Origin of the sequence: Kitasatospora sp. NPDC059747 (assembly GCF_042732955.1) — a bacterium.
Taxonomy (GTDB): Bacteria; Actinomycetota; Actinomycetes; order Streptomycetales; family Streptomycetaceae; genus Kitasatospora.
Map to the genome: position 1 here is coordinate 1 of NZ_JBHWGV010000089.1, position 22,610 is coordinate 22,610.

General features: G+C 74.8%; 17 protein-coding genes and 1 rRNA gene. 14 read left to right on the top strand and 4 right to left on the bottom strand.

Annotation, left to right across the window (positions count from 1 at the left end; all coding sequences use genetic code 11):
- From rrf to ACFV4G_RS31055, 9 genes are all read left to right on the top strand, one after another.
- Positions 1-92, top strand: a 5S ribosomal RNA gene (gene rrf, locus ACFV4G_RS31015); the annotation flags it as partial.
- 244 nt (positions 93-336) lie between these two features.
- Positions 337-1,713, top strand: coding sequence for a histidine kinase (locus ACFV4G_RS31020; protein WP_380445438.1), 1,377 nt, complete (start codon positions 337-339; stop codon positions 1,711-1,713).
- Entirely contained in the window at positions 1,665-2,330 is a 666-nt protein-coding gene (locus ACFV4G_RS31025; protein WP_380445439.1) for a LuxR C-terminal-related transcriptional regulator, read from the top strand. The genes ACFV4G_RS31020 and ACFV4G_RS31025 overlap by 49 nt, the downstream gene beginning before the upstream one ends.
- A 202-nt stretch (positions 2,331-2,532) precedes the next feature.
- Positions 2,533-4,125 (top strand): DUF2637 domain-containing protein, encoded by a 1,593-nt coding sequence (locus ACFV4G_RS31030; protein ID WP_380445440.1) that lies wholly within the window; start codon positions 2,533-2,535, stop codon positions 4,123-4,125.
- A gap of 133 nt (positions 4,126-4,258) precedes the next feature.
- On the top strand, positions 4,259-5,548 hold the full coding sequence (locus ACFV4G_RS31035; RefSeq protein WP_380445441.1) for a DUF6986 family protein: 1,290 nt from the start codon (positions 4,259-4,261) through the stop codon (positions 5,546-5,548).
- 106 nt (positions 5,549-5,654) lie between these two features.
- Positions 5,655-6,311, top strand: coding sequence for a YigZ family protein (locus ACFV4G_RS31040; RefSeq protein ID WP_380445442.1), 657 nt, complete (start codon positions 5,655-5,657; stop codon positions 6,309-6,311).
- 369 nt (positions 6,312-6,680) lie between these two features.
- Positions 6,681-8,423, top strand: coding sequence for a hypothetical protein (locus tag ACFV4G_RS31045; RefSeq protein ID WP_380445443.1), 1,743 nt, complete (start codon positions 6,681-6,683; stop codon positions 8,421-8,423).
- A 112-nt stretch (positions 8,424-8,535) separates the two neighbouring features.
- The gene (locus tag ACFV4G_RS31050) at positions 8,536-10,224 is read left to right on the top strand and encodes a restriction endonuclease (RefSeq protein WP_380445444.1); all 1,689 of its coding nucleotides are present in this window, start codon (positions 8,536-8,538) and stop codon (positions 10,222-10,224) included.
- A 305-nt stretch (positions 10,225-10,529) separates the two neighbouring features.
- Positions 10,530-11,264 carry a ZIP family metal transporter gene (locus ACFV4G_RS31055; protein ID WP_380445466.1) on the top strand — a complete coding sequence of 245 codons (735 nt, stop codon included), beginning with the start codon at positions 10,530-10,532 and terminating at the stop codon, positions 11,262-11,264.
- Positions 11,265-11,282: 18 nt separating this feature from the next.
- On the opposite strand, the gene ACFV4G_RS31060 is transcribed toward ACFV4G_RS31055, so the two are convergent.
- Entirely contained in the window at positions 11,283-11,807 is a 525-nt protein-coding gene (locus ACFV4G_RS31060) for a MarR family winged helix-turn-helix transcriptional regulator (protein WP_380445445.1), read from the bottom strand.
- 190 nt (positions 11,808-11,997) lie between these two features.
- Here ACFV4G_RS31060 and ACFV4G_RS31065 point away from each other — a divergent pair, with 190 nt between their 5' ends.
- Positions 11,998-12,336: a DUF2218 domain-containing protein gene (locus tag ACFV4G_RS31065; RefSeq protein WP_380445446.1), complete on the top strand. Its 339-nt coding sequence runs from the start codon at positions 11,998-12,000 to the stop codon at positions 12,334-12,336.
- Here ACFV4G_RS31065 and ACFV4G_RS31070 read toward each other — a convergent pair.
- Both ACFV4G_RS31070 and gabT read right to left on the bottom strand, forming a co-directional pair.
- Positions 12,333-13,223 (bottom strand): phosphatase PAP2 family protein, encoded by an 891-nt coding sequence (locus ACFV4G_RS31070; protein WP_380445447.1) that lies wholly within the window; start codon positions 13,221-13,223, stop codon positions 12,333-12,335. The two genes, ACFV4G_RS31065 and ACFV4G_RS31070, sit on opposite strands and share 4 nt — an antisense overlap.
- A gap of 260 nt (positions 13,224-13,483) precedes the next feature.
- Entirely contained in the window at positions 13,484-14,824 is a 1,341-nt protein-coding gene (gabT, locus tag ACFV4G_RS31075; RefSeq protein ID WP_380445448.1) for a 4-aminobutyrate--2-oxoglutarate transaminase, read from the bottom strand.
- Positions 14,825-15,123: 299 nt separating this feature from the next.
- Between gabT and ACFV4G_RS31080 the strand changes: the two genes are divergently transcribed.
- The 3 genes from ACFV4G_RS31080 (at position 15,124) to ACFV4G_RS31090 (ending at position 20,540) form a co-directional block, all read left to right on the top strand.
- On the top strand, positions 15,124-17,142 hold the full coding sequence (locus tag ACFV4G_RS31080; protein ID WP_380445449.1) for an ATP-binding protein: 2,019 nt from the start codon (positions 15,124-15,126) through the stop codon (positions 17,140-17,142).
- 187 nt (positions 17,143-17,329) lie between these two features.
- Positions 17,330-18,895 carry a PucR family transcriptional regulator gene (locus ACFV4G_RS31085; protein ID WP_380445450.1) on the top strand — a complete coding sequence of 522 codons (1,566 nt, stop codon included), beginning with the start codon at positions 17,330-17,332 and terminating at the stop codon, positions 18,893-18,895.
- A gap of 202 nt (positions 18,896-19,097) precedes the next feature.
- Positions 19,098-20,540 (top strand): aldehyde dehydrogenase family protein, encoded by a 1,443-nt coding sequence (locus tag ACFV4G_RS31090; RefSeq protein WP_380445451.1) that lies wholly within the window; start codon positions 19,098-19,100, stop codon positions 20,538-20,540.
- Here the strand turns inward: ACFV4G_RS31090 and ACFV4G_RS31095 are convergent.
- Entirely contained in the window at positions 20,495-21,139 is a 645-nt protein-coding gene (locus tag ACFV4G_RS31095) for an NAD(P)-binding oxidoreductase (RefSeq protein ID WP_380445452.1), read from the bottom strand. The genes ACFV4G_RS31090 and ACFV4G_RS31095 overlap by 46 nt on opposite strands.
- Before the next feature lie 107 nt (positions 21,140-21,246).
- Between ACFV4G_RS31095 and dxr the strand changes: the two genes are divergently transcribed.
- Positions 21,247-22,491 carry a 1-deoxy-D-xylulose-5-phosphate reductoisomerase gene (gene dxr / locus ACFV4G_RS31100; RefSeq protein WP_380445453.1) on the top strand — a complete coding sequence of 415 codons (1,245 nt, stop codon included), beginning with the start codon at positions 21,247-21,249 and terminating at the stop codon, positions 22,489-22,491.
- Positions 22,492-22,610 lie beyond the last annotated feature (119 nt).

The following is a 22,610-nucleotide window of genomic DNA, read 5'->3' on the forward strand; positions in this document are numbered from 1 at the left end:
CGCCCGGTTACATTCCGAACCCGGAAGCTAAGCCTCACAGCGCCGATGGTACTGCAGGGGGGACCCTGTGGGAGAGTAGGACGCCGCCGAACAATTCTTCTGAAAAGCCCCTGATCCATTCGGATCAGGGGCTTTTCGCATTTCCGGGGACTTTTCCGGTCGGTCCCGGGGATCCCCTCGTGGTGCATCCACCTGCAGGTGGTGCTAGGTCCACCCCGGAATTGGGGTGTCACGGCCAGTGTCGGTGGCGTCCGCTTCGTGAACACTGATGGTGGACGATCGAGACCGGCATCAGGAGCTTCCGTGACAACAACGAGTCGAACGAGCGGCGCGGGTGTGCGCGTTCAGGCGCAGGCGGCCCTGGAGTCGGGTGGCCAGGGGCTGGCTCGGCTGGGCCTCCTGGTGCTGGGTGCGGTGCCGGGGTTCGCCCTGCCCGTGCTGGCGGCCGTGCTGGCCGGCGTCGTGACGGCCCAGGTGATGGCGTACTACTACCCGGTTGCGCTGTTCGCCCTGGTGGCCGCGGCCCTCGCCGGCGGCACGGTGGCCGCGCTCTTCGTCCGCCCCACGGCGAACCGCACGCGCAGGCAGCTGGAGCGCTGGCACGGCATACGTCTGCCGGCCGTCTATGAGCCGATGCCGGCGCTGGAGCCGGACGAGCGCGGGCACTGGTGGACGGGCTACTCGTACCACCGCTCCCGGACGGTCGCGAAGTACGCGCAGCTGCTGCACTGGGGCTTCCGGGACCGGACCACCCGCGGCGAGATGGCCTGGCTGGTGGTGAATCCGCTGGCGGTACTGGCCCTGGCGGGTCCGCTGGTCGGTCTCATCCTCTTCAGTACGGCCTATGTGATCTCGGGTCCGAGGTCCTACGAGGGCATCGGGTTGGTGCGTCCGGTCCAGTTGTCGCTGGTGGTGAACTTCGGGCTCGGGCTGGGCATGGTGGCGCTCGCGGTGCTGCTGGCGCCGTTCGCGGTGCGCCTCCACGCCGAGCTGGCGCGGCGGGTGCTGGACCAGGACGGCCGGGCCACGCACGCCCAGCTGACCAAGCGGGTGGCCGAGTTGACCGAGACCCGGGCGGACGCGGTCGGCGATCAGGCGGCCGAGCTGCGGCGGATCGAGCGGGACCTGCACGACGGCGCGCAGGCGCGGCTGGTCGCGATCGGGATGACGCTCGGCACCATCGAGCACCTGATGGACACGGACCCGACGGCCGCCCGCGAGCTGCTGTCGGAGGCGCGGCAGTCCTCGGCCCGGGCGCTGCAGGAGCTCCGGGACCTCGTCCGCGGCATCCACCCGCCGGTCCTAGCCGAGCGCGGACTGGGCGACGCCGTCCGGGCGTTGGCGCTGGACAGCGCGCTGCCGACGGAGGTGTGCGTGAGCGTGCCGGACCGGCTGCCCGCCCCGGTGGAGGCTGCTGCCTACTTCAGCATCTGCGAGCTGCTGGCCAACGCGGCCAAGCACTCGCACGCGGAGCAGGTCTGGGTGGACATCCTCTACCGGGCCGGCTCGCTGCGGGTCACGGTGACGGACGACGGGGTCGGCGTGGCGGAGCCGGCGAAGGGGACGGGCCTGCGCGGCATCGAACGTCGATTGGGTACCTTCGACGGTGTCCTCGCCATCGACAGTACGTCCGGCGGTCCGACCACCATCACCTTGGAGCTGCCGTGCGAGTTGTCCTCGCCGAGGACCTCTACCTCCTTCGCGAAGGCCTGATCCGGCTGCTGGAAGCGCACGGCTTCACCATCGCCGCCGCCGTCGAGACCGGGCCCGAGCTCCTGGAGGCGTTGCTGACGCATCGGCCGGACGTGGCCGTGGTCGACGTCCGGCTGCCACCGACGCTGACGGACGAGGGCTTGCAGGCGGCGCTGCAGGCCCGCCGGGAGATCACGGGACTCCCGGTCCTGGTGCTGTCGCAGCACGTCCAGCAGCTGTACGCGAGGGAGCTGTTGGCCGACGGCACGGGCGGGATCGGGTACCTCCTGAAGGACCGGGTCTTCAACGCCGACCAGTTCATCGACGCGGTCCGCCGGGTGGCGGCCGGCGGCACGGCGATGGACCCGGACGTCATCGCGAAGCTGATGCAGACCACGGCCCGTCGTCCGGGGCCGCTGCTGCGGCTGTCGCCGCGCGAGCGCGAGGTGCTGGAGCTGATGGCGGAGGGCTGTTCGAACTCGGCCATCGCCGCCCGGCTGACGGTGAGCGACGGCGCGGTGGCCAAGCACATCGCCAACATCTTCACCAAGCTCGAACTCGCCCCGGACGAGGACGCCAACCGCCGCGTCCTCGCGGTCCTGGCCTACCTCAACGGCACCGCCGGGCGGACGGCCTGACGCTCCGCCCGGTCCCGGGGCGGTCCGGGCGCGCCCTCCCCTGTGACGCTCCGGCCTGTGGAAACGCTGAAACGCGCGTACGAGTAAACTCCGGTGGGCCGAGCCCCGGAGGTAGGTCAGCCGTCCGGCGCCCCCCGACCAGCGGGAACCGGCAGCGAGGCAGCGCACGGCAGCAGCCGAAATCCAGGGGTTGATAGACGTCATGGCACGCCCAACGCTCACCAAGGCCCACCGGGGCCTGCTCGGCATCGTCGCGGCCGGGGCCTGCATCATCTCGGGCATCGGCTTCGCGGGGTCGTACAACGCGGTGCGGGAACTGGCCTCCGAGAAGGGCTTCGGTGCCTTCTCCTACGCCTTCCCGATCGGCGTCGACGCCGGCATCGTCGTCCTCCTGGCGCTCGACCTGGTCCTGACCTGGCTGCGGATACCCTTCCCGCTGCTGCGGCAGACCGCCTGGGTGCTGACCGTCGCGACCATCGCCTTCAACGCCGCCGCCTCGTGGGGCGATCCGCTCGGCATGGGGATGCACGCCGTCATCCCGGTGCTGTTCGTCGTGGTCGTCGAGGCCTCCCGGCACGCGGTGGGCCGGATCGCGGCGATCACCGCGGACCGGCACATGGAGTCGGTGCGGATGATGCGCTGGCTGCTCTCCCCGGTGCCGACCTTCCGGCTCTGGCGGCGGATGAAGCTGTGGGAGCTGCGCTCGTACGACGAGGTCGTCCGGCTGGAGCAGAACCGGCTGGTCTACCGGGCGCAGCTGCGCTTCCGGTACGGGCGCGGCTGGCGCCGGTCGGCTCCGATCCAGGCGCTCCTGCCGCTGAAGCTCGCCAAGTACGGCGTGCCGCTGGACCCGTCGCTGCTCGACCGGCTGGACGACGAGGCCCGCGAGCGCGAGGCGAAGGAGGCCCTGGAGCTCCAGCCGCAGGAGCAGCGCGCCGCCGCGGCCATCGCCCCGGCCGGTCTGGAGGTTCCCCTGCAGCCCCAGCCCCAGCAGCCCCAGCAGCGCCAGGCCCAGCCGCATCCGTCTCAGCAGGCCCAGCAGGCCCAGCAGGCCCAGCAGATTCAACAGCCCGGTCCCGAGGCTCAGCCGCAGCCCCAAGCTCAGCCGCAGGAGGTCCCGGCGGCCGTCCCGCCGATGTCGGCCGAGGTGGCCGCGCCGATGCTCGCCAAGCTGGCCGCCGTCCGTCTGCGCGCGGCCCAGGAGCCGGAGGGCACGGAGGAGGTGGCCCCGCAGCCGCTGCGCGAGGAGCTCAACGTGTGGACGGCACGGCCGGTCCGCACCACCGGCGGCCACCAGGCCGACGCCAGCCCGGGCAGCCGCGTGCCCGGCCAGGCCTCCCCGTGGTTCAAGCCCCCGCGCCCGCTGGACGAGGAGTCGGCGCCCGGGGCCGCGCCGAAGCCCCAGGCCCAGGCCGGGACCCAGCACCCGGTGCAGCAGGGGCAGGACCCCGCACCCGCCCAGGAGCCCGTACAAGCCGAGCCCGTACTAGCCGAACTCGTCCAGGCCGCGCACGTCCAGGCCGAGCCCGCCGTGCGCGCCGAGGAGCTGGCCCCCGTCGAGGCCGCCGGCCCGCGTCCCGCTCCGGCCCGGCTCGACCCGGAGCTGGCCTTCGAGGCGCTGGTCTCGTACATCGACACCTTCGAGCACCACCCCGACCCGCAGCGCCTCGCCGACTGGCTGACCAGGGAGTACGGCCTGACCGGCAACCGCCCGGACGGCTCGGTGCACCCCAAGGACGTCGCCGAGCTCTACCCGCAGCTGCGCGACCGCTACGCCGCCGCCGGGAGGGACTGACCGGGTGATCCGCGGCCGGACACCGCCGCGACCCCGCGTCCACCGCTCGGTCGGCCATTGACGCCCGACCCGGCCGGAGTTACCTTCGCCTCAACAATCTGTTGAAGCGCTGGTTCGGCACGGAGGAGTACGGATGTCGCAGGTCGAGGTCGACGGTAGCGGGTCGACGAGCGGGGCCTCCTTCTCCGCCGCCGCCCTCGACGCCGTGGAGGCGCTGCTGGCCCCGGTCGACGCCGACCTGGCGCGCCGCTACCCGGGCGACTCCGGGACCAGGCAGCCGGTGCACACCGTCTACGTCCCGGCCGACGCCTTCGCCGCCGACACCGTCCGCTCGTGGGGCCGCCAGGCCCTCGAAGCGTTCGACACCCACGCCGGCACCCCGGCCGAGCTCGCCCGCGCCCTCGGCGTCGCCGACGGCGCCCTGCTCGCCGACGTGCACGCCCGCGTCCGCGCCAAGCTGGAGCGCGAGCCGATCGAGGACCTGCGGATCGACTTCGAGGACGGCTACGGCCCCCGCCCGGACGCCGAGGAGGACGCCGCCGCCGTCCGCGCCGCCGAACTCGTCGCGGCCGCCGTGGCGGACGGCAGCGCCCCGCCGTACATCGGCATCCGGATCAAGTGCATGGAGGCGCCGGTCCGCGCGCGCGGCATCCGCACCCTGGAGCTGTTCCTGGCCACCCTGCTCGCCGGGGGCGGGCTCCCGGACGGCCTGGTCCTCACCCTGCCGAAGGTGACCTACGCCGCGCAGGTGACCGCGCTGGTGCGGCTGCTGGAGGACTTCGAGCGGCGCGCCGGGCTGCCGGCCGGCCGGATCGGCTTCGAGATCCAGATCGAGACCACCCAGGCGATCCTCGGCCCGGACGGCCGGGCCACCGTCGCCCTGATGATCGAGGCCGCCGAGGGCCGCGCCACCGGCCTGCACTACGGCACGTTCGACTACAGCGCCTCCTGCGGCGTCAGCGCGGCCTACCAGAGCATGGACCACCCGGTGGCCGACCACGCCAAGGCCGTCATGCAGGTGGCCGCGGCCGGCACCGGGGTCCGGCTCTCCGACGGCTCGACCAACGTCATCCCGACCGGCTCCACCGAGCAGGTCCACGCCGCCTGGAAGCTCCACCACGGCCTCGTCCGCCGCTCGCTGGCCCGCGCGTACTACCAGGGCTGGGACATGCACCCGGCGCACCTGCCGACCCGGTACGCCGCCGTGTACGCCTTCTACCGGGAGGGCCTGGAGGCCGCCTCCGCGCGGCTCGCCGCCTACGTCGCGAAGGCGGGCGGCGACGTGATGGACGAGCCGGCCACCGCCCGCGCGCTCAGCGGCTACGTGCTGCGCGGCCTGGACTGCGGTGCGGTCGACCCGGCCGAGGTCACCGCCCTGACCGGCCTGGACCGCGCCCAGCTGGACGCCCTCGCCGGCCGCTGACCGCCGCCCGTCCGATCCCCGCGGCCGACTAGGCTGGCGGTGCCGCCCCGCACGCCGGGGGCGTGCGCCGCCAGCCTTCGCCGTCTTCCGGGAGAACCACCGCGCCATGTCCGCCACGCCGGAGCCGACCCCCAGGCCGTACCTCACCATCCGGCAGGCCGGCAGCCACGAGATCGAGATCAAGAAGTCCCGGTTCATCTGCCACCTCGCCCGGGTCACCGACGAGGAGCAGGCGCAGGCGTACATCGCGGGCGTCCGCAAGCAGTACTGGGACGCGCGGCACAACTGCACCGCCTTCGTGGTCGGCGACGAGCAGCGCCGCGAGCGCTCCAGCGACGACGGCGAGCCGGGCGGCACGGCCGGCGTGCCGATGCTGGAGGTGCTGCGCCGCCGCGGGCTGACCGACACGGTGGCCGTGGTGACCAGGTACTTCGGGGGGATCAAGCTCGGCGCGGGCGGGCTCGTCCGGGCGTACGGGAACGCGGTGTCGGAGGCGGTGGACGCGGTCGGGCTGCTGGAGCGGCGGCCGGTGGCGCTGCTGGCCGTGACGGCGGACCACGTGCGGGCCGGGCGGGTGGAGAACGACCTGCGGGCGGCCGGGTACACCGTGAGCGACCTCGCCTACGAGGCGGCGGGGGTGCGGATCGAGGTCGGCGTGCCGGAGCCGGAGGTGCGGGCCTTCCACGCCTGGCTGGCCGAGGCGACCGGCGGTACCGCGGTGGCGGTCGCGGCCGGCCGCACGTACGTCGAGGTGCCGGTCTAGCCCCTGCGGCGCTGCGCCCGCTGCCGCCCCCGCCCCGCCGCAGGCCCCTGCGGCCTCCCGCGACGCCCCGAGGCCTTCCGTCGCCACGCACGGGCGCAGTCGGCCAACGTAGCCCATGGGGACGCGCCACGCCGGTCTTGCCTTGAACAGATTCACTCGAACGTATTCACGTGGCCCGGAGTTGGAACTTCCGCTCCGGGCCATGGCGTTTCCTGGGCAAGGATCCGGCCGAACCGGACGAAAACCATCGATGGAGGACACCAGACCCCACCACCGCACCACGGAGGTATGCGCATGACCTCGGATCGCTCCCCGTCGCCCGCCCGAGCCGACCTACCCGGCCCCAGGGGCCCCGCGACGCCCTACCGGATGACCGTCACCACGACGCTCCCGCACGCCGACGCCGTCTCGCTGGCCGACCAGCAGCTGGCCGACTGGCTGAAGCGGGAAGGCTGCGAGGACCCCCCGCCCGCAGCGAGCCCGCTCGAAGCGAGCCCGTACGCCGTGGACCCGCCCGTCACGGGCCCCTCCAACGCGGATTCCCCCGCGGGCCCGCAGGTCGAGCGCCTCCGCCTGGGCGACCGCGTCCTGCTCGACCGCGACCACGGCCCGCTGCGCGGCAGCCCCGCCACCGGCCACTACTCGCGCCGCCGCCTGCGCACCCCGGCCCCCCACGGGACGCAGCAGCTCACCCTGACCATCGCGACGGCCGCCGCGGGCCCGACCTGGGTCCGGCTGGAGGCCGAGACGCACACCACCGGCAGCGGCCTGCGGACGCCGTGCCGGGTGCCGGTGCCCGAGCTCGCCCGCAGCCTGCTGCCGCTGCTGGACGCCACCGACGGTCCGGCCGCCGTCCAGCTCGCGCCCCGGGTGATCACCGCCGCCGAGGTCGACGACCTGATCGACGAGCTGTGCGACCCGGAGCGCCGGCTGCCCACGGTCGTCGCCAGCGTCCCGGTCAACGTCCCGGTCGACGGGTGGACGGAGTCCGTCGTCCGTCCGCTCTGCCAGCAGCTGCCCGGCCTCGCCACGGCCTACGTCCTGGATCCGGGGGCGCGCACCGGGTTCAACGTCGCGCTGGAGTACCACACCGTCTACGGTGGCGCCGTCCGCACCTACCTGCCCGAGGTCGACCCGGCCTCCCGGTACGACGGCGCCCGGCACCCGGTGCTCGCCCGGGGCCGAATAGAGCAGGACGTCCGCCGCGCCGCCGGCCTGCTCGCCCGGGAGCCGCGCCGGCTCGCCGCCGAACTGCCGCTGCCGCCCGTGCTCGCGGCCGTCCCGGTGCTGCGGATCCCCCCGTCGCAGCCCCGCCCGGACGCCGCGTCCTGCGCCGACCCGGTCGCCGCCCGCGCCGAGCTGGCCGCGCTCGCCCGCGAGGAGCAGCAGGATCGCGCCGAACAGCAGGCCAGGGCGGACGAGTTGGAGCGCGTACGGCGCACGCTGCGTCGCGCACGCCGCACCCGGCCGGGCAGAGCGCACGCCGCGCCCGGCCGCCTCTGCGCTCCGTCCACCGCTCCGGTCGTCGGCCCGGTCGTCGGCACGCTCGCAGGCCCGTTCGTCGGCGCGCCCGGGGTCCCGCGCACCACGGTCCTGCCGGATCCGGTCGCGGGGCCGGACGACAACCCGGACACCTTCACCGAACTCCTGTCCCGGCTGGGCGAGTTCCCGCTGCTCACCTTCACCGGGGACCAGAAGTCCGCGCTCGCCCTGGACGAGCTCCAGTGCGCCGGTGCCGGCTGGGCCCGCCTCGCCTGGGACGGGCTGACGGCCCTCCAGGAGTACGCCGAGGCGGCCGTCCGCGGTGAGGCCGGCGGCGACTTCAAGCAGTGGTGCGAGCACACACCGGACGGCTGCCACCGCTTCCCGCCCCGCAAGGCGGTCCGCGGCGAGTCCCGGACGGTGCACAGCCACACCAAGTGGAAGCGCGAGCGGATGCTGCCGGTGCCGGAGTGCGTCGACGCCTCCCGGCGCGCGTTCATGGGCGCGCACCTGCGGATCGGCGGCGGGCGCACCGCACCCCGGCTGCACTACCTCGACGACTGCTCGGGCAGTGGCCGGATCTATGTCGGCTACATCGGTCTCCACCTGACCAACACCCGGACCAACTGAGAGGCTTGGCTGACCACCCGCGCCCGTTCGGTGGACAATGTCCGCAGGGGCGGGCCGCGGGGTCGCCGGTCGCCCCGCGCAGGCGCCGACGAGCATGGGGGAACGACGACCGATGCAGTACTCAGCAGACGGCCAGTCCGAAGGCGCCGCCACCACCCGGTTCCCCCAGCCGGGTTTCCTCGCCTCGGTCTTCCGCGACCTCGGCGTGGACCCGGGCTCCGACCCGACCGCGCCCGGGGAACCGGCCGGGCCCGCCGACGGCGACGGCGCGACCGGCACCGCCGGCAGCAGCACCGGCACCACCGGCGGCCGGCAGACTCCCGGTGACGGCCCGTCCGCCGACGAGGAGTCGGTCGCCGCCCACGGCCGCGCCGCCGCCCTCACCCACCACCGCACCCTCACCGTCCAGGCCGAGCACGACCGCCTGGCCGACCTGCTCCGGCGGGCCGCGCTGCCCGTCTCGGCCATGGACTTCGAGAGCCAGCTGCGCCACTACGAGCCCCGCCCCTACCCGGCCGCCGGCCCGGACGCCACCGAGCCCGAGCCCCGCTGGGAGGACTTCGCCCCCGCCGAACCGCCCACCGCCGACCCCGACGCCGCGCCGACCCGCCGCCTGCTCGACTCCGGCTACCAGCGCGAGCTGGCCCAGGCCCGGCTGACCCACCAGCGCGCCCTGCGGCAGTGGCGCACCCGCCGGGCCGAGGCCGGCGACCCGGCCGCCGACGAGTCCCGGCGGGTCCACGAGGAGGCCGAGGCGGCCCGGGCCCGCGCGGTGCGCGAGTACAACGAGAGCCTGGAGGAGTGCCGCCGGGCCTACCGGCTGGCCGAGCCCGCCGCGGTGGAGTCGCTGCTGGAGCGGGCCCTCGCCGCCGCCGAGACCGCCACCCAGGACCTGCCCGCCCCCTGCCGGGCGGTCTTCCGACCGCTCACCCGCACCGCGGTGCTGGACCTCGACCTGCCGCCGCTCGACCTGGTCCCCTCCCTGACCGGTTACCGGCTCGCCCCCGACGGCGACATCCACCCGGTCCCGCGCCCGCCGGCCGACCGGGCCACCGACTACCTGCGGCTGGTCGCCCGGCTCGCCCTGCGCGCCCTCCAGGCGGCCGACGCCGTCGACACCGAGGAGATACTCGAGGGCGTCGTCCTCAACGGCTGGCTGCGCGAGCCCGGCGGAGCCGGACCGCTCTGCCTGGTCAGCGTGGACGCCGACCGCGACGCGCTGGCCCGCACCAGGCTGCTCCCGGCCGCCGCCCCCTACGAGGAGCGCGACGGCGAGGGCGTCTACGCCGACGCCGAGCAGGACGAGGCGCTGGTGCGGCTGCGCCAGCTCGGCGCCGCCGTCACCCCGGACCCCTACGCGAGGGTGGGCGTCGAGCCCGCCGCGCTGGCCGGTGCCACCGTGCCGGCCGCGCCCGACCTGTCCGCCAACGAGTTCGCCCAGCTGGTCCGCGACCTGCTCACCCGCGGCGGCCTGGCCGAGTGGAGCGTGCGGCTGCGCGGCCCGGCCGGGCTGGTCGCGACCGGCGAGGGCGCCCCCGGCAGCGCGCTGCCGGGCCGCTGGGTCGTCTGGGCCTCCCGCGGCGCCGCGGAGGTCGCGGCGGAGGAGATCCGCACGCTCGCCGAGGCCGTCGGCGAGGAGTCCGCCGAGCGCGGCCTGCGGCTGACCACCGGCCGCTTCACCGACGAGGCCCTCGACCTGACCGCCGAGGAGAGCCACCGTCACATCCACCTGGTCGACGGCGACGGCGTCCGCGAACTCGCCATGACCCACCTCGGGCTGCCGCTCGCCACCGGTCGCTGACCGGCCCCGGGCCCGCCCCTCCACCCCCCCACCAGCCCGTTCGTCCCCGCGGGCTCACCCCGACGGCCCCTCCGGCGGGCGTGCCGCCACCCCCGGCCCGAGGCTGGGGAACGAGCCCCGGCCGGGCCGGGCACCCCGGGCGAGAGCCGCCGCTCGCCCGTCCGGTACGGTCGGCGGTCGACCCGATGTCGGGCGCAACCCTGGGGGAGACGGATGGGCAGAGCGGCCCGCAGACCACTTGACGGACCGGCACGGGCGGAGGCCGCCCGGTGACCGCCGTCCTCGTCGCCGCCGGCGCGTTCCTGATGACGCTGATCGGCGGCTTCGTCGCCCAGCGCACCGGTGACCGGCGCCACCTGGTACTCGGCTTCGCGGCCGGACTGATGCTCGGCGTCGTCGTCTTCGACCTGCTGCCCGAGGCCCTGCGCCAGGCCCCCGGCGAGGTGCACGGCGTGCCGCAGGCATTGCTGATGTTCGCCGGCGGCTTCCTCGCCATCCACGTGGTCGAGCGCGCGGTCGCCATCCACCGCGGCCACGAGGGCGAGTACGCCGAGCACACCCACGGCCACCACCACGCGCACGGGGACCCCCAGCCGTCCGGGCGCCAGGGCATCGGCCTGAGCGCCGCCCTGGCCCTCGTCGGGCACAGCGTGATGGACGGCTTCGCGATCGGCGCCGCCTTCCAGGCCGGCACCACGGTCGGCACGGTCGTCGCCATCGCCGTCGTCGCGCACGACTTCGCCGACGGCTTCAACACGTACACGATCACCCGGCTCTACGGGAACAACCGGCGCCGCGCGCTGACCCTGCTCGCGGCGGACGCGATCGCCCCGGTCTCGGGCGCCGCGATCACGCTCGCCTTCACCATCCCCGAGCACCTGCTCGGCCTCTACCTGGGCTTCTTCTCCGGCTTCCTGCTCTACCTGGCGACCTCCGACATCCTCCCGGAGGCCCACAGCCCGCACCCGTCCCGCAACACCCTGCTCTGCACGCTCGCCGGGGTGGGCTTCATGTGGCTGGTGATCGGCTTCGCCAACTAGGCGGTGTCCGGGGGCGGATCAGCGGCCCGCGTACCGCGTCTCGGCGGCGCGCAGCACGCGCAGCACCGCGTCCTGGTCGGCCGGGCTGACCTCGCCGAAGTACTCCTGCGCCACCTCGTGCCGGACCAGCCCGATCCGCTCGACCGCGGCGCGGCCCGCCTCGGTCAGCAGGATCCGCACGGCCCGCCGGTCGGCCGGGTCCGGGCTGCGCTCGACCAGGCCGGCCTCCTCCAGGGCGTCCACCACCGTGGTGGCCGAGCGCGGGGCGATGTGCAGCCGGTCGGCGAGGTCGCTCAGCCGCATCGCGCGGTCCGGCACCTCGCAGCCGGGCGCGTGCGCGAGCGTGCGCAGCGCCCGGGCCTGGCCGGGGGTGATGCCGTAGGGCTCCAGCCGCTCGCTGGTGTGGCGCCGGATCCGCTTGATCGCCCGGGTCATCGCGTCCGCCAGCTCGGCGGCGGTGTCCGCCGGGCCGGCCGGGCCTGCCGGTCCCGTCGGGGGAGTGGGGGAGGAGTGCGCCGGGTCGTCGGTCGGCGTGGTGGTCATGGGCGGTCTCCTCGGCAGGCGTCCGCCCAAGCGTATCGGCCGGTCCGCGGCCCGCGACCGGCGGCGGACGGGCGTTCCGGGCGCGTGCGGACGACCCTCCCGGAAATATGTTGAGCCAAACTCAGTATCTGGGTTAGCGTAGCTGCAAGTGAGGGTGCCCTAAGTGCCCTCCTCTGAACCTGGAGGGCCCGTGCCCCGCTCCGAAGCCCGCGTCGCCACCGACCGCCCCGCCCGCTACGCCAAGCAACTCGCCGCCCACATGGGCCGCAAGATCGAGGCCGCCTTCTCCGAGGAGACCGGCCGCGGCACCCTGACCTTCGGCGCCGGCACCGCCACCCTGGAGGCGCAGCCGGACGCCCTGCTGCTCGTCGTCGAGGGCGAGCGCGAGAACCTCCCCGGCCTGGAGGACGTCGTCGGCCGCCACCTCGTCCGGTTCGGTGCGCGCGACGAACTCGTCGTCGAGTGGCACCGCGACAACGGCGAGGCCGGCCTCGTCCACCGCAACGACGAGGACCCGAAGGACGTCTAGGCCGGATCCGCCGGCCCGGGCCGGGGCAGCCGGCGGGCGAGCGCCCACAGCACCAGGACCGCCAGGCACCAGCTGGCCAGCACGTCCAGCGCCCAGTGGAAGTCGCTCCACACCAGCCCCGCGCCGACCCCGGCCGCCAGCAGCACCGCCGCCGCCCGCAGCCCGCGCGCGACGCGCACCCCGGTCGTCCGGGCGAGCAGCAGCACCGCGACCCCGTACGACAGCGTCGCCGTGGCGGTGTGCCCCGACGGGTACCAGCCCCACTGGCCCGGCAGCAGCGGACCGCCGAGCGGACCCGGCCGGGCGAACGCGGCCTTGGCCGGGACCACCAGCAGCGGGATCAGCCCCGCCGTGAGCGCCGCCACCGGCAGCGGCAGCCACCAGCGGTCCTTCCCCGCCTGGTGCGAGCGCCACGCGGCGAGCCCGCCCCCGGCCAACAGGGCCGGGATCGCGGGCACGGTGCTGCCCAGGTCCGCCAGGCCGTGGCCGACGCGGTTCAGGAACGGGCTGTCCAGGGCGTGATGGGCCGTCGCGACACCGTGCTCGACCCACCTGTCCAGCCCGAGCACCGGCCCGTCCGCCGCCACCTGCCACGACACCAGCACCAGCAGGACCACCGCGACGAGCGGCACCAGCGGTGAGGCCGCCGCCCGGCCCAGGACGCCGAACAGCCGCCCCGGAGCAGGGGGGAGAGCTCCGGGGCGGCTTGGATGATCGCCGTTCCGTGCGCCCCGGGGGGTGTGGGTCGGACGGTCGGTCGATCGGCCTTCGGTATGCGCCGTCCCGTGCGGGGCGGCCTGGTTGTCCTCGCGGTCGTCCGGGTGCGGACCCGCCTCGAACGGCGGCTCCGCGGACGGCTCCGCCAATGGCTGGGGCTCGCTGTCCATCTGCGATGACACTACGTCAACGGTCCTTCCACGCCGAGCGCCTTCAGTGATTCCGCACATCATCTTCACCGCCCACCGGGCAACCCTTCGACCCTGTGAACGACCGGTCCGCGCTTCTCCATGAGGAAGCCTCATCCGGGGCGCCGCCATGCGGAAACCGAACGGCCCGCGGAGACCTGGTGCAGGTCCCCGCGGGCCGTTCAGCGCTGTCCGGACAACCCTCCGGCGGGGGTACGTCGCCCGGTGGGGCGCTCACCGCGTCAGACGCCGGCGAACGCGCCCTCCAGGATGTCCAGGCCCTCGTTCAGGAGGTGCTCCGGAATGACCAGCGGCGGCAGGAAGCGCAGCACGTTGCCGTAGGTGCCGGCGGTCAGCACCACCAGGCCCTCGGCGTGGCAGGCCTTGGCGATCGCCGCGGTGGCCTCGGCGTTCGGCTCCTTGCCGCCCGCCTTCACCAGCTCGATGGCGACCATGGCGCCGCGGCCGCGGACCTCGCCGATGATGTCGTACTTCTCCTGCATCGCCCGCAGGCGGCCCAGCATGACCTCGCCGATCCGCTGCGCCTTGCCGTTGAGGTCCTGCTCCTTCATGGTCTCGATGGCGCCCAGCGCGGCGGCGCAGGCCACCGGGTTGCCGCCGTAGGTGCCGCCCAGGCCACCCGCGTGCGCGGCGTCCATGATCTCGGCGCGACCGGTCACCGCGGCCAGCGGCAGACCGCCGGCGATGCCCTTCGCGGTGGTGATCAGGTCCGGGACGACGCCCTCGTCCTCGCACGCGAACCACTGGCCGGTGCGGCAGAAGCCGGTCTGGATCTCGTCGGCGACGAACACGATGCCGTTCGCCTTCGCGTACTCCACGATCGCCGGCAGGAAGCCCTTGGCCGGCTCGATGAAGCCGCCCTCGCCCTGGATCGGCTCGATGATGATCGCGGCGACGTTCTCCGCGCCGATCTGCTTGTTGATCACGTCGATCGCCTGCGCGGCGGCCTCGGCGGCGCAGTTCTCCGCGCCGGTCAGCCAGCGGTACGGGTAGGCCACCGGCACGCGGTAGATCTCCGGGGCGAACGGGCCGAAGCCCTGCTTGTACGGCATGTTCTTCGCCGTCAGGCCCATGGTGAGGTTGGTGCGGCCGTGGTAGCCGTGGTCGAACACCACGACGGCGGTGCGCTTGGTGTAGGCGCGGGCGATCTTCACCGCGTTCTCGACCGCCTCGGCGCCCGAGTTGAACAGCGCGGTGCGCTTGTCGTGGTCGCCCGGGGTCAGCTCGTTCAGCTGCTCGGCGACCGCCACGTAGCCCTCGTACGGGGTCACCATGAAACAGGTGTGCGTGAACGCGGCCAGCTGCTCGCTCGCCTTCGCCACCACGGCCTCGGCGCTGTTGCCGACATTGGTCACGGCGATGCCGGAACCGAAGTCGATCAGCGAGTTGCCGTCCACGTCCTCCAGCACGCCGCCGTTGGCGCGGGACACGTACACCGGCAGGGTCGTGCCGACACCCGCGGCCACCGCGCCCAGCTTGCGGGCCTGCAGCTCCTGCGACTTCGGACCGGGGATCGCGGTGACCAGGCGGCGCTCCTGCGGGAGCGGCGTTGCGGCGCTCATGGGGTTCTCCAGACTTCTAGGCTCGGTGCTTCGCAGGCTACGGCCGCCCCCGGGGACCGGGCATGCGCCACTCGGTAGCACTGCGCCGTCCGACTTGTCCGGCACGGCCAGCGCGGGTGGCACGACTACCCGCAGGCCCCGCTCCACTACATTGAGCGCGGGCGTGTCGCCGGTACGGCGGCATGGGTATGGCGGCACCGACGGCGGTCGGGCCGGGCGGGCGAGGGAGCGGGGCCGTACACATGGCACAGGACGGGGCACACCACCACGGCGACCGCACCACCACACCCCCACCCCCCATGCCCCACCAGCGCCCCGGCAGCCGTCCCGCCGCCACCCCCGCCTTCGACCTCCCCACCTGGGCCTCCGCCCCGCGCCCGTCCGCCGAACCGGGCATCTACCGGCTGGGCTACCGCCGGATCGACCCGGAACGGGCGGAGGCGGCGACCGTGGCGGCCTGGCCACTGCTGCTGCGGGCGGGGCTCAACGTGGTGGTGGGGTGGCTGGCGTACGTCTACGGAGTCGATTTCGCTACCGTCGGGACGACCTGGATCGGTGTCCTTCCTTCGCAGTCGGCCTTCGTCGCGACGTCGGTCGTGTTGACCCTGAACGTGCTGGTCATCGCCATCGTCATCAAGGTCTTCGGCCGGATGGGCCGTTGGCCCGAGGTGTGGCGGCGCTACGCAGCGCCGTTGCTGTCGCGGACGGTGACGCAGGAGGAGCGGGCCGAGGAGAACCGGGTCGCCGTGGAGGCTGCGCGGCGGGTGGATCCGTGGGCCGGGCTGCGGGAGGGCGGGGCGGCTGCAGCGGCGGGGCGTCTGGAGGGCGAGGCGGTCGGCGACGTCGATTACGTGCGCATTCAGCAGGCGTGGGAGTCGGCGCAGGCCGATCCGGTGTTCGTCCCGGCGTTCGTGGAGCAGGTGGTCGCCCGCGGTGCCGCGGCGTTCGCCCATCCGTCGGAGGTGCGCGAGCTGCCCGGCCGCGCCGAGCGGCACGACCTGCTGCTCCGTCAGGTGTGCTTGGGCGTCACGCAGGACGTTCCGAAGAACCCGCTGTCGCATCGTGCGGCGGGGTTCGCGCTGGATCCGGCGGTGCTCGGCACCTCGTTGCTGGCGGTGGGCCCTGCCGGGACCGGGAAGACCGCGCGGCTGGCCCGCCCGGTGGCGGAGGCGTTGTGCCTGCAGGCGCTCGCCGGGACGGCGTGCGCGGTGGTGATCGGGGCGTCGGACGCGGACCTGGGGCCGGACGGCTGGTACGACGTGGTGATCGCGCCCGGTGACCCGTCGTCCGTTTACGGCCTCGACCTGTACGGCGCCGCGCAGGATCCGGACGAGGCGGCGGCCCGGCTGGCCGAGGCGCTGCTGCCGGACGAGCTGACGGCCCGCGCCGAGAGCGCCCGGACGGCGCTCCAGCAGGTGGTGGGTCCGTTCCACGCCGCGCACCGCCGGTACCCGGGGGTCCGCGAGCTGCGGGCGCTTCTGGGCGGCGAGGCGGATGCCCTGGCGGCGCTGGTGAAGGCGCTCGGCGTGGCGGGCCGGCTGGCCGCGTACGAGCGGGACCTGGAGCACCGCGAGCGCCAGCGCGGCCGGGCGGACGATCCCGGGGCGCTGCTGGCGGACCGGCTGGCGCTGCTGGACCGGCCGGCCTTCGAGGGCGCCTTCGCGACGGACGGCACCGGTCGCCCGCCGTTCGCGATGCGGGTGCTCGACCACCCGCTCCGGGTGCGGGTGAAGCTGCCCGAGCGGAGCCACCCGGAGGCGGCCCGGATGCTGTCCCGGCTGGTGGTGGGCCAGTTCGTGCAGGCGGCAGGCGCGCGGGACGACCGTTCGCTGTTCGCAGGTCTCGTCGTGGACGACGCCTCGGCGGCGCTGGACGCGGCGACCGTGCGCGGGGTACAGCGGATGCGGGGGGCGAACGCGGGTGCGGTGCTGATGCTGCGGACGCTGGTGGACCTGCCGGAGGCCCTGCGCGCGCCGCTGTTCGGCGCGGTCGGTTGCCGGATGGCGTTCCCGGGGATCGCGCCCTGGGACGGCCGGTTGTTCTCGGAGGCCTGGGGGACGCACCTGGTGCAGGAGACGGCGGTGACGCACACCCCCGACACCTCCGGTGGGGTGGTGCGGCGGGCCGGGCGGTTGGGGCGGAAGGCGTTGTCGGGGACGACGGCGCAGACGGAGTCGGTGACGACGCGGGATGTGGAGCGGTTGCGGTGGTCGCCGTCGGATCTGGCGCACGCGTTGCCGGCGGGGCACGCGGTGGTGTCGTTGACGGCGGTGTCGGGGGAGCAGGTTCCGCCGCTCCTGGTCGACCTCCGAGGGTGAGGCGGGGATGAGCCGGGGGTAAGCCGGGACCGAGGGCGGACGGGCGGCAGAAGTCGCCTCCGAGGTGGATTCGGCAGTGCCGGTTGTCCGGAGCGTCCATAATGAAGGGGAGAGCCCCTCACCAGATCCACTGCCCTCTCCTCGCCCGGCCGCAACGGCGCGGTCGGGTCGTTCCCCCGAAGGTGCCATGCCTCCCACACTCGCCTCCGTCGTCCGCAACAGTTCGCTCCACCTGACGGTCCTCGCCGGTGCGGACCACTTGGAGCGGCCGGTCCGCTGGGTGCACACCAGTGAGCTGGACGACCCGACGCCCTTCCTGGAGGGTGGCGAGCTGCTGCTCACCACCGGGATCAAGCTGGGCCGCACGGCCGCGCAGTTGCAGGCGTACGTGCACCGGCTGGCCGATGCCGGGGTGGTGGGGCTCGGGCTGGGGGTGGGGCTGTCGCACACGGAGGTGCCGCAGCCGCTGGTGGAGGCGGCGGCGCAGCGCGGGCTGCCGTTGTTGCGGGTGCCGGAGCCGACGCCGTTCATCGCGATCAGCAAGGTGGTGTCGGCGGCGCTGGCCGCGGAGCAGTACGAGGCGGTGACGACGAGCTTCGAGGCGCAGGAGGAGCTGACCCGGGCCGCGCTCGGCAAGGACGGGACGACGGCCGTGGTGCGTCGGCTGGCGGCGCGGCTGGGGGGCTGGGCGGCGCTGTACGACGGGTCGGGCGCGCTGTCGGTGGTGGCGCCGGACTGGGCGGCGCGCCGGGCGGGGCGGCTGGCGGCGGAGGTGGACCGGCTGCGGCGGCGTCCGGCGCCGTCGAGTGCGGCGCTGCAGGGGCGGTCGCCGGGGATAGACACGGCGGACGAGGACTACGTGGTGGTCCAGTCGCTGGGGGCGGACCGGCGGGCCCGGGGCTTCCTGGCGGTCGGGACCGAGGACCGGATCACGCCGACCGAGCGGTACGTGCTGAACGCGGCGGTGGCGCTGCTGACCCTCACCCTGGAGCGCTCGCGCGAGCTGCGGCAGGCGGAGGAGCGGATGGGCGCGGCGCTGCTGCGGATGGTGCTGGCGGGCGAGGTGGCGACGGCCCGGCAGGTGGCGGTGGGGCTGTTCGGCGGGCTGCCGGAGGGGACGATACGGGTCCTGGTGGCCGGGGCCGGGCCGAACGCGGACGCCGTGGACGCGCTGGTCGAGCTGGGGGACCGGGCGGAGCAGGCGGGGTCCCGGGTGGGCGAGAAGCTGCTGGTCGCGCGGGAGGACGGGACGCACGGGCCGCGGCTGATGGTGCTGGCGCTGGACAACGGCGCGGTGCACCGGGCCTGCCTGGGTGTCGTCGAGGAGCACGAGGGCCTGTCGCTGGGCGTCTCGGCGCCTGCCGTGCTGGAGGAGGCGGGCACGGCGCACGCGCAGGCCGAGCGGGCGCTGGCGGTGGCGCTGCGCGGTGGCCGGCGCTCGGTGGACCACGAGGAGGTCGGTGCGGGGTCGCTGCTGCCGCTGCTGGGCGAGGACGCGGTGACGGCGTTCGCGGAGGGGCTGTTGCGGCCGCTGCGCGACCACGACCGGACGGCCCGCGGTGACCTGGTGGCCTCGCTGCGGGCGTGGCTGTCCCGGCACGGGCAGTGGGACGCGGCGGCGGCCGACCTGGGCGTGCACCGGCACACCCTGCGGTACCGGATGCGCCGGGTCGAGGAGCTGCTCGGGCGTTCGCTGGACGATACGGACGTCCGCATGGAGCTGTGGCTGGCGCTGCGCTCCGGCGAGGAGTGACGGGCGAAGAGGCGGCGGGCGAGGAGTAGCGGGCGAAGAGGCGGCGGCGCCGGGCCCGCGTCGAACGTCTGGACGGGATGGAGTGCCCCCCGGGCCGAACGCTCCTCGGCGGCCAATCCGGTTGTCGCGTCCGCCCACCTACCCTCGGGTTCGGGCTCATGTTCGTGGGTCCGACGACGACGAGGAGAGGGCCGGTACCACGGTGACCACCACGTACGATTTCTGGCTCGCCGGCCGCCGGGCGAGCGGTGACGCCGACTTCGAGGTGCGCAACAGCTGGGACGGCCGTCTGGTCGGCCGGGTGAGCGTCCCGACCGAGGCCCAGGTCGACGAGGCGCTGGACGCCGCCGTCGCGGCCCTGCCGGTGTTCGCCGCCACCCCGGCGCACGTGCGCGCCGCCGCGCTGGACCACGTGGCCAAGCGGCTGGCCGAGCGCACCGAGGAGATCGCCCGGCTGATCACCGCCGAGAACGGCAAGCCGATCAAGTGGGCCCGCGGCGAGGTCGGCCGCGCCGTCTCCGTCTTCCGCTGGGCCGCCGAGGAGGCCCGCCGCACCAACGGCGAGACGATGCGGCTGGACACCGACCCGGGCGGCGTGGGCCGCTTCGCGCTGGTGCGCCGCTTCCCGCGCGGCGTGGTGCTCGGCATCGCCCCGTTCAACTTCCCGCTGAACCTGGTCGCCCACAAGGTCGCCCCGGCGATCGCGGTCGGCGCCCCGATCATCCTGAAGCCTGCCCCTGCGACCCCGCTGTCGGCGATGGTGCTGGGCGAGATCCTGGCCGAGACCGACCTGCCGGCCGGTTCGTGGAGCATCCTGACGGTGCCCAACGACCGCATGCCCGCGCTGGTGCAGGACGGGCGCCTGCCGGTGATCTCCTTCACCGGGTCGGACAAGGTCGGCTACCAGATCATGGACTCGGTGCCGCGCAAGCACTGCACCCTGGAGCTGGGCGGCAACGCCGCGGCCGTGGTGCTCGCCGACTGGTCCTCGGACGCCGACCTGGACTGGGCGGCGACCCGGATCGCGACGTTCGCCAACTACCAGGGCGGCCAGTCCTGCATCTCGGTGCAGCGGGTGATCGCCGACGCGTCGGTGTACGACGCGCTGGTGGAGAAGGTCGTCGCCAAGGTGCGGGCCCAGGTCACCGGCGACCCGAACGAGGACGCGACGGACGTCGGCCCGCTGGTGGACGAGAACGCCGCGAAGCGCGTGGAGTCCTGGGTGGACGACGCGGTGGCCAAGGGCGCCAAGGTGCTGACCGGCGGGACGCGCGAGGGCGCGACCTACGCCCCGACCGTGCTGGCGGACCTGCCGGGCGACGCGATCCTGGCCGAGGCCGAGGTGTTCGGCCCGGTCATGTCGCTGCACCGGGTGGACGGCACCGACGAGGCGTTCGCCGCCGTCAACGACTCGCCGTTCGGCCTGCAGGCGGGCGTCTTCACGCACGACCTGCAGACCGCCTTCCGCGCCCACCGGGAGCTGGAGGTCGGCGGTGTCATCATCGGCGACGCGCCGTCCTACCGTGCCGACCAGATGCCGTACGGCGGCGTCAAGGACTCGGGCGTCGGCCGCGAGGGCGTCAAGTACGCGATGGACGACTACACCGTCGAGAAGGTCATGGTCCTGACGGGCCTCGACCTGTAAGCCGTGTAAGCCGTGTCAGTCCTGCCAGTCCTGTGAGCGAGGACGGCGGCCACGTCGGCCCGGTCCACCGCGCCGCGCCCGGTTCCGGGGGCGAGCCGGACCAGGCCGGTGCCGGGGCCGTCGGTGAGCCGGCCGGGGCGCAGCACCGTCCAGTCGAGGGTGGTGCGGGCCCGGACGGCGTCGTCGGCGGCGCCCTTGGCGCGCAGGTAGGTCTCGAAGACCTCGTCGGCGGGGTGGTGGGCGTGGGCGTCGGCGCCCATGGAGGAGACCATGAGGTAGCGGCGGACGCCGGCGAGTTCGGCCGCGTCGGCGAGCAGCACGGCGGCGTCGCGGTCGACGGTGTTCTTGCGCTCGGCGCCGCTGCCCGGTCCGGCGCCGGCGGCGAAGACCACGGCGTCGGCGCCGTCGAGCAGGGCGGCGAGCTGCGGGGCGGTGGCGGCCTCCAGGTCGAGCAGCAGCGGCTCGGCGCCGGCGGCCACGAGGTCCTGGGCCTGTTCGGGGCGGCGGATGATCCCGGCCGGGCGGTCGCCGCGGGCGGCGAGCAGCCGTTCGAGGGCGAGCGCGATCTGTCCGTGGCCCCCGGCGATGACGGTACGCATGGCTCCGACGGTAGCCGCGGCGCGCGTCCCCGTCGTGCGGAGCGTGCTGCGGGGCGGACGCCCCGGGGCGGGCACGAGGAGGGCGCCGGGCAGGACACAATGGGCGCATGACTTCGCTCGCCCACCCGCAGCTGCGTTTCACGCCCACCGTGCAGGACCCGTCCGGCCCCCGGGAGCTGGTGATCCTCGGTTCCACCGGGTCGATCGGCACCCAGGCCATCGACGTGGTGCTCCGCAACCCGGACCGGTTCCGGGTGGTCGCCCTGTCGGCGGCCGGCGGCCGGGTGGAGCTGCTCGCCGAGCAGGCGCTGGAGCTGGGCGTGCACACCGTGGCCGTCGCCGACCCGGCGGCGGAGCCGGCGCTGCGCGAGGCGCTGGCGGCGAAGGCGGCGGGCCGTGCGCTGCCGGCCGTGCTGGTGGGGCCGGACGCGGCGACCGAGCTGGCCGCGATGGAGTGCCACTCGGTGCTGAACGGCATCACCGGGTCGATCGGGCTGCGGCCGACGCTGGCCGCCCTGAAGGCGGGCCGGGTGCTGGTGCTGGCGAACAAGGAGTCGCTGATCGTCGGCGGTCCGCTGGTGAAGGCGGTGGCGAAGCCGGGCCAGATCGTGCCGGTGGACTCCGAGCACGCGGCGCTGTTCCAGGCGCTGGCCGGCGGCACCCGGGCCGAGGTCCGCAAGCTGGTGGTGACGGCGAGCGGCGGGCCGTTCCGCACCCGGACCCGGGAGCAGCTGGCCGGGGTGACCCCGCAGGACGCGCTGGCGCACCCGACCTGGGCGATGGGCCCGGTCGTCACGATCAACTCGGCCACCCTGGTCAACAAGGGCCTGGAGGTGATCGAGGCGCACCTGCTGTACGACGTGCCGTTCGAGCGGATCGAGGTCGTCGTCCATCCGCAGTCGGTGGTGCACTCGATGGTGGAGTTCACCGACGGTTCGACGCTGGCGCAGGCCAGCCCGCCGGACATGCGGATGCCGATCGCGCTGGGCCTGGGCTGGCCGGACCGGGTGCCGGACGCCGCGCCGGGCTGCGACTGGACCAAGGCCGCGACCTGGGAGTTCTTCCCGCTGGACAACGACGCGTTCCCGGCGGTCGAGCTGGCCCGCGAGGTGGGTTCGCTGGGCGGCACGGTGCCGGCGGTGTTCAACGCGGCGAACGAGGAGTGCGTGGAGGCCTTCCTGAAGGGCCGGCTCGCCTTCACGGGAATCGTGGACACTGTTGCCAAGGTCGTGGCCGAGCACGGACAGCACGACGGCGGGTCGGCTGCGGCGGGAACTTCCCTGACCGTCGAGGACGTCCTGCACGCGGAGGACTGGGCCCGCGCCCGGGCCCGCGAGCTGGCGGCGGGCTGACCGACCGACTGGGCTGACCGGCCGACCGGGGCCGCGCCCCGCGCGCCGCCCCCGCGGCCGCGGCGGGGGGAACCCCGCCCCCGGGGGCGGGGGGGAGGATGTAGGTGTAAAGCGGCGGG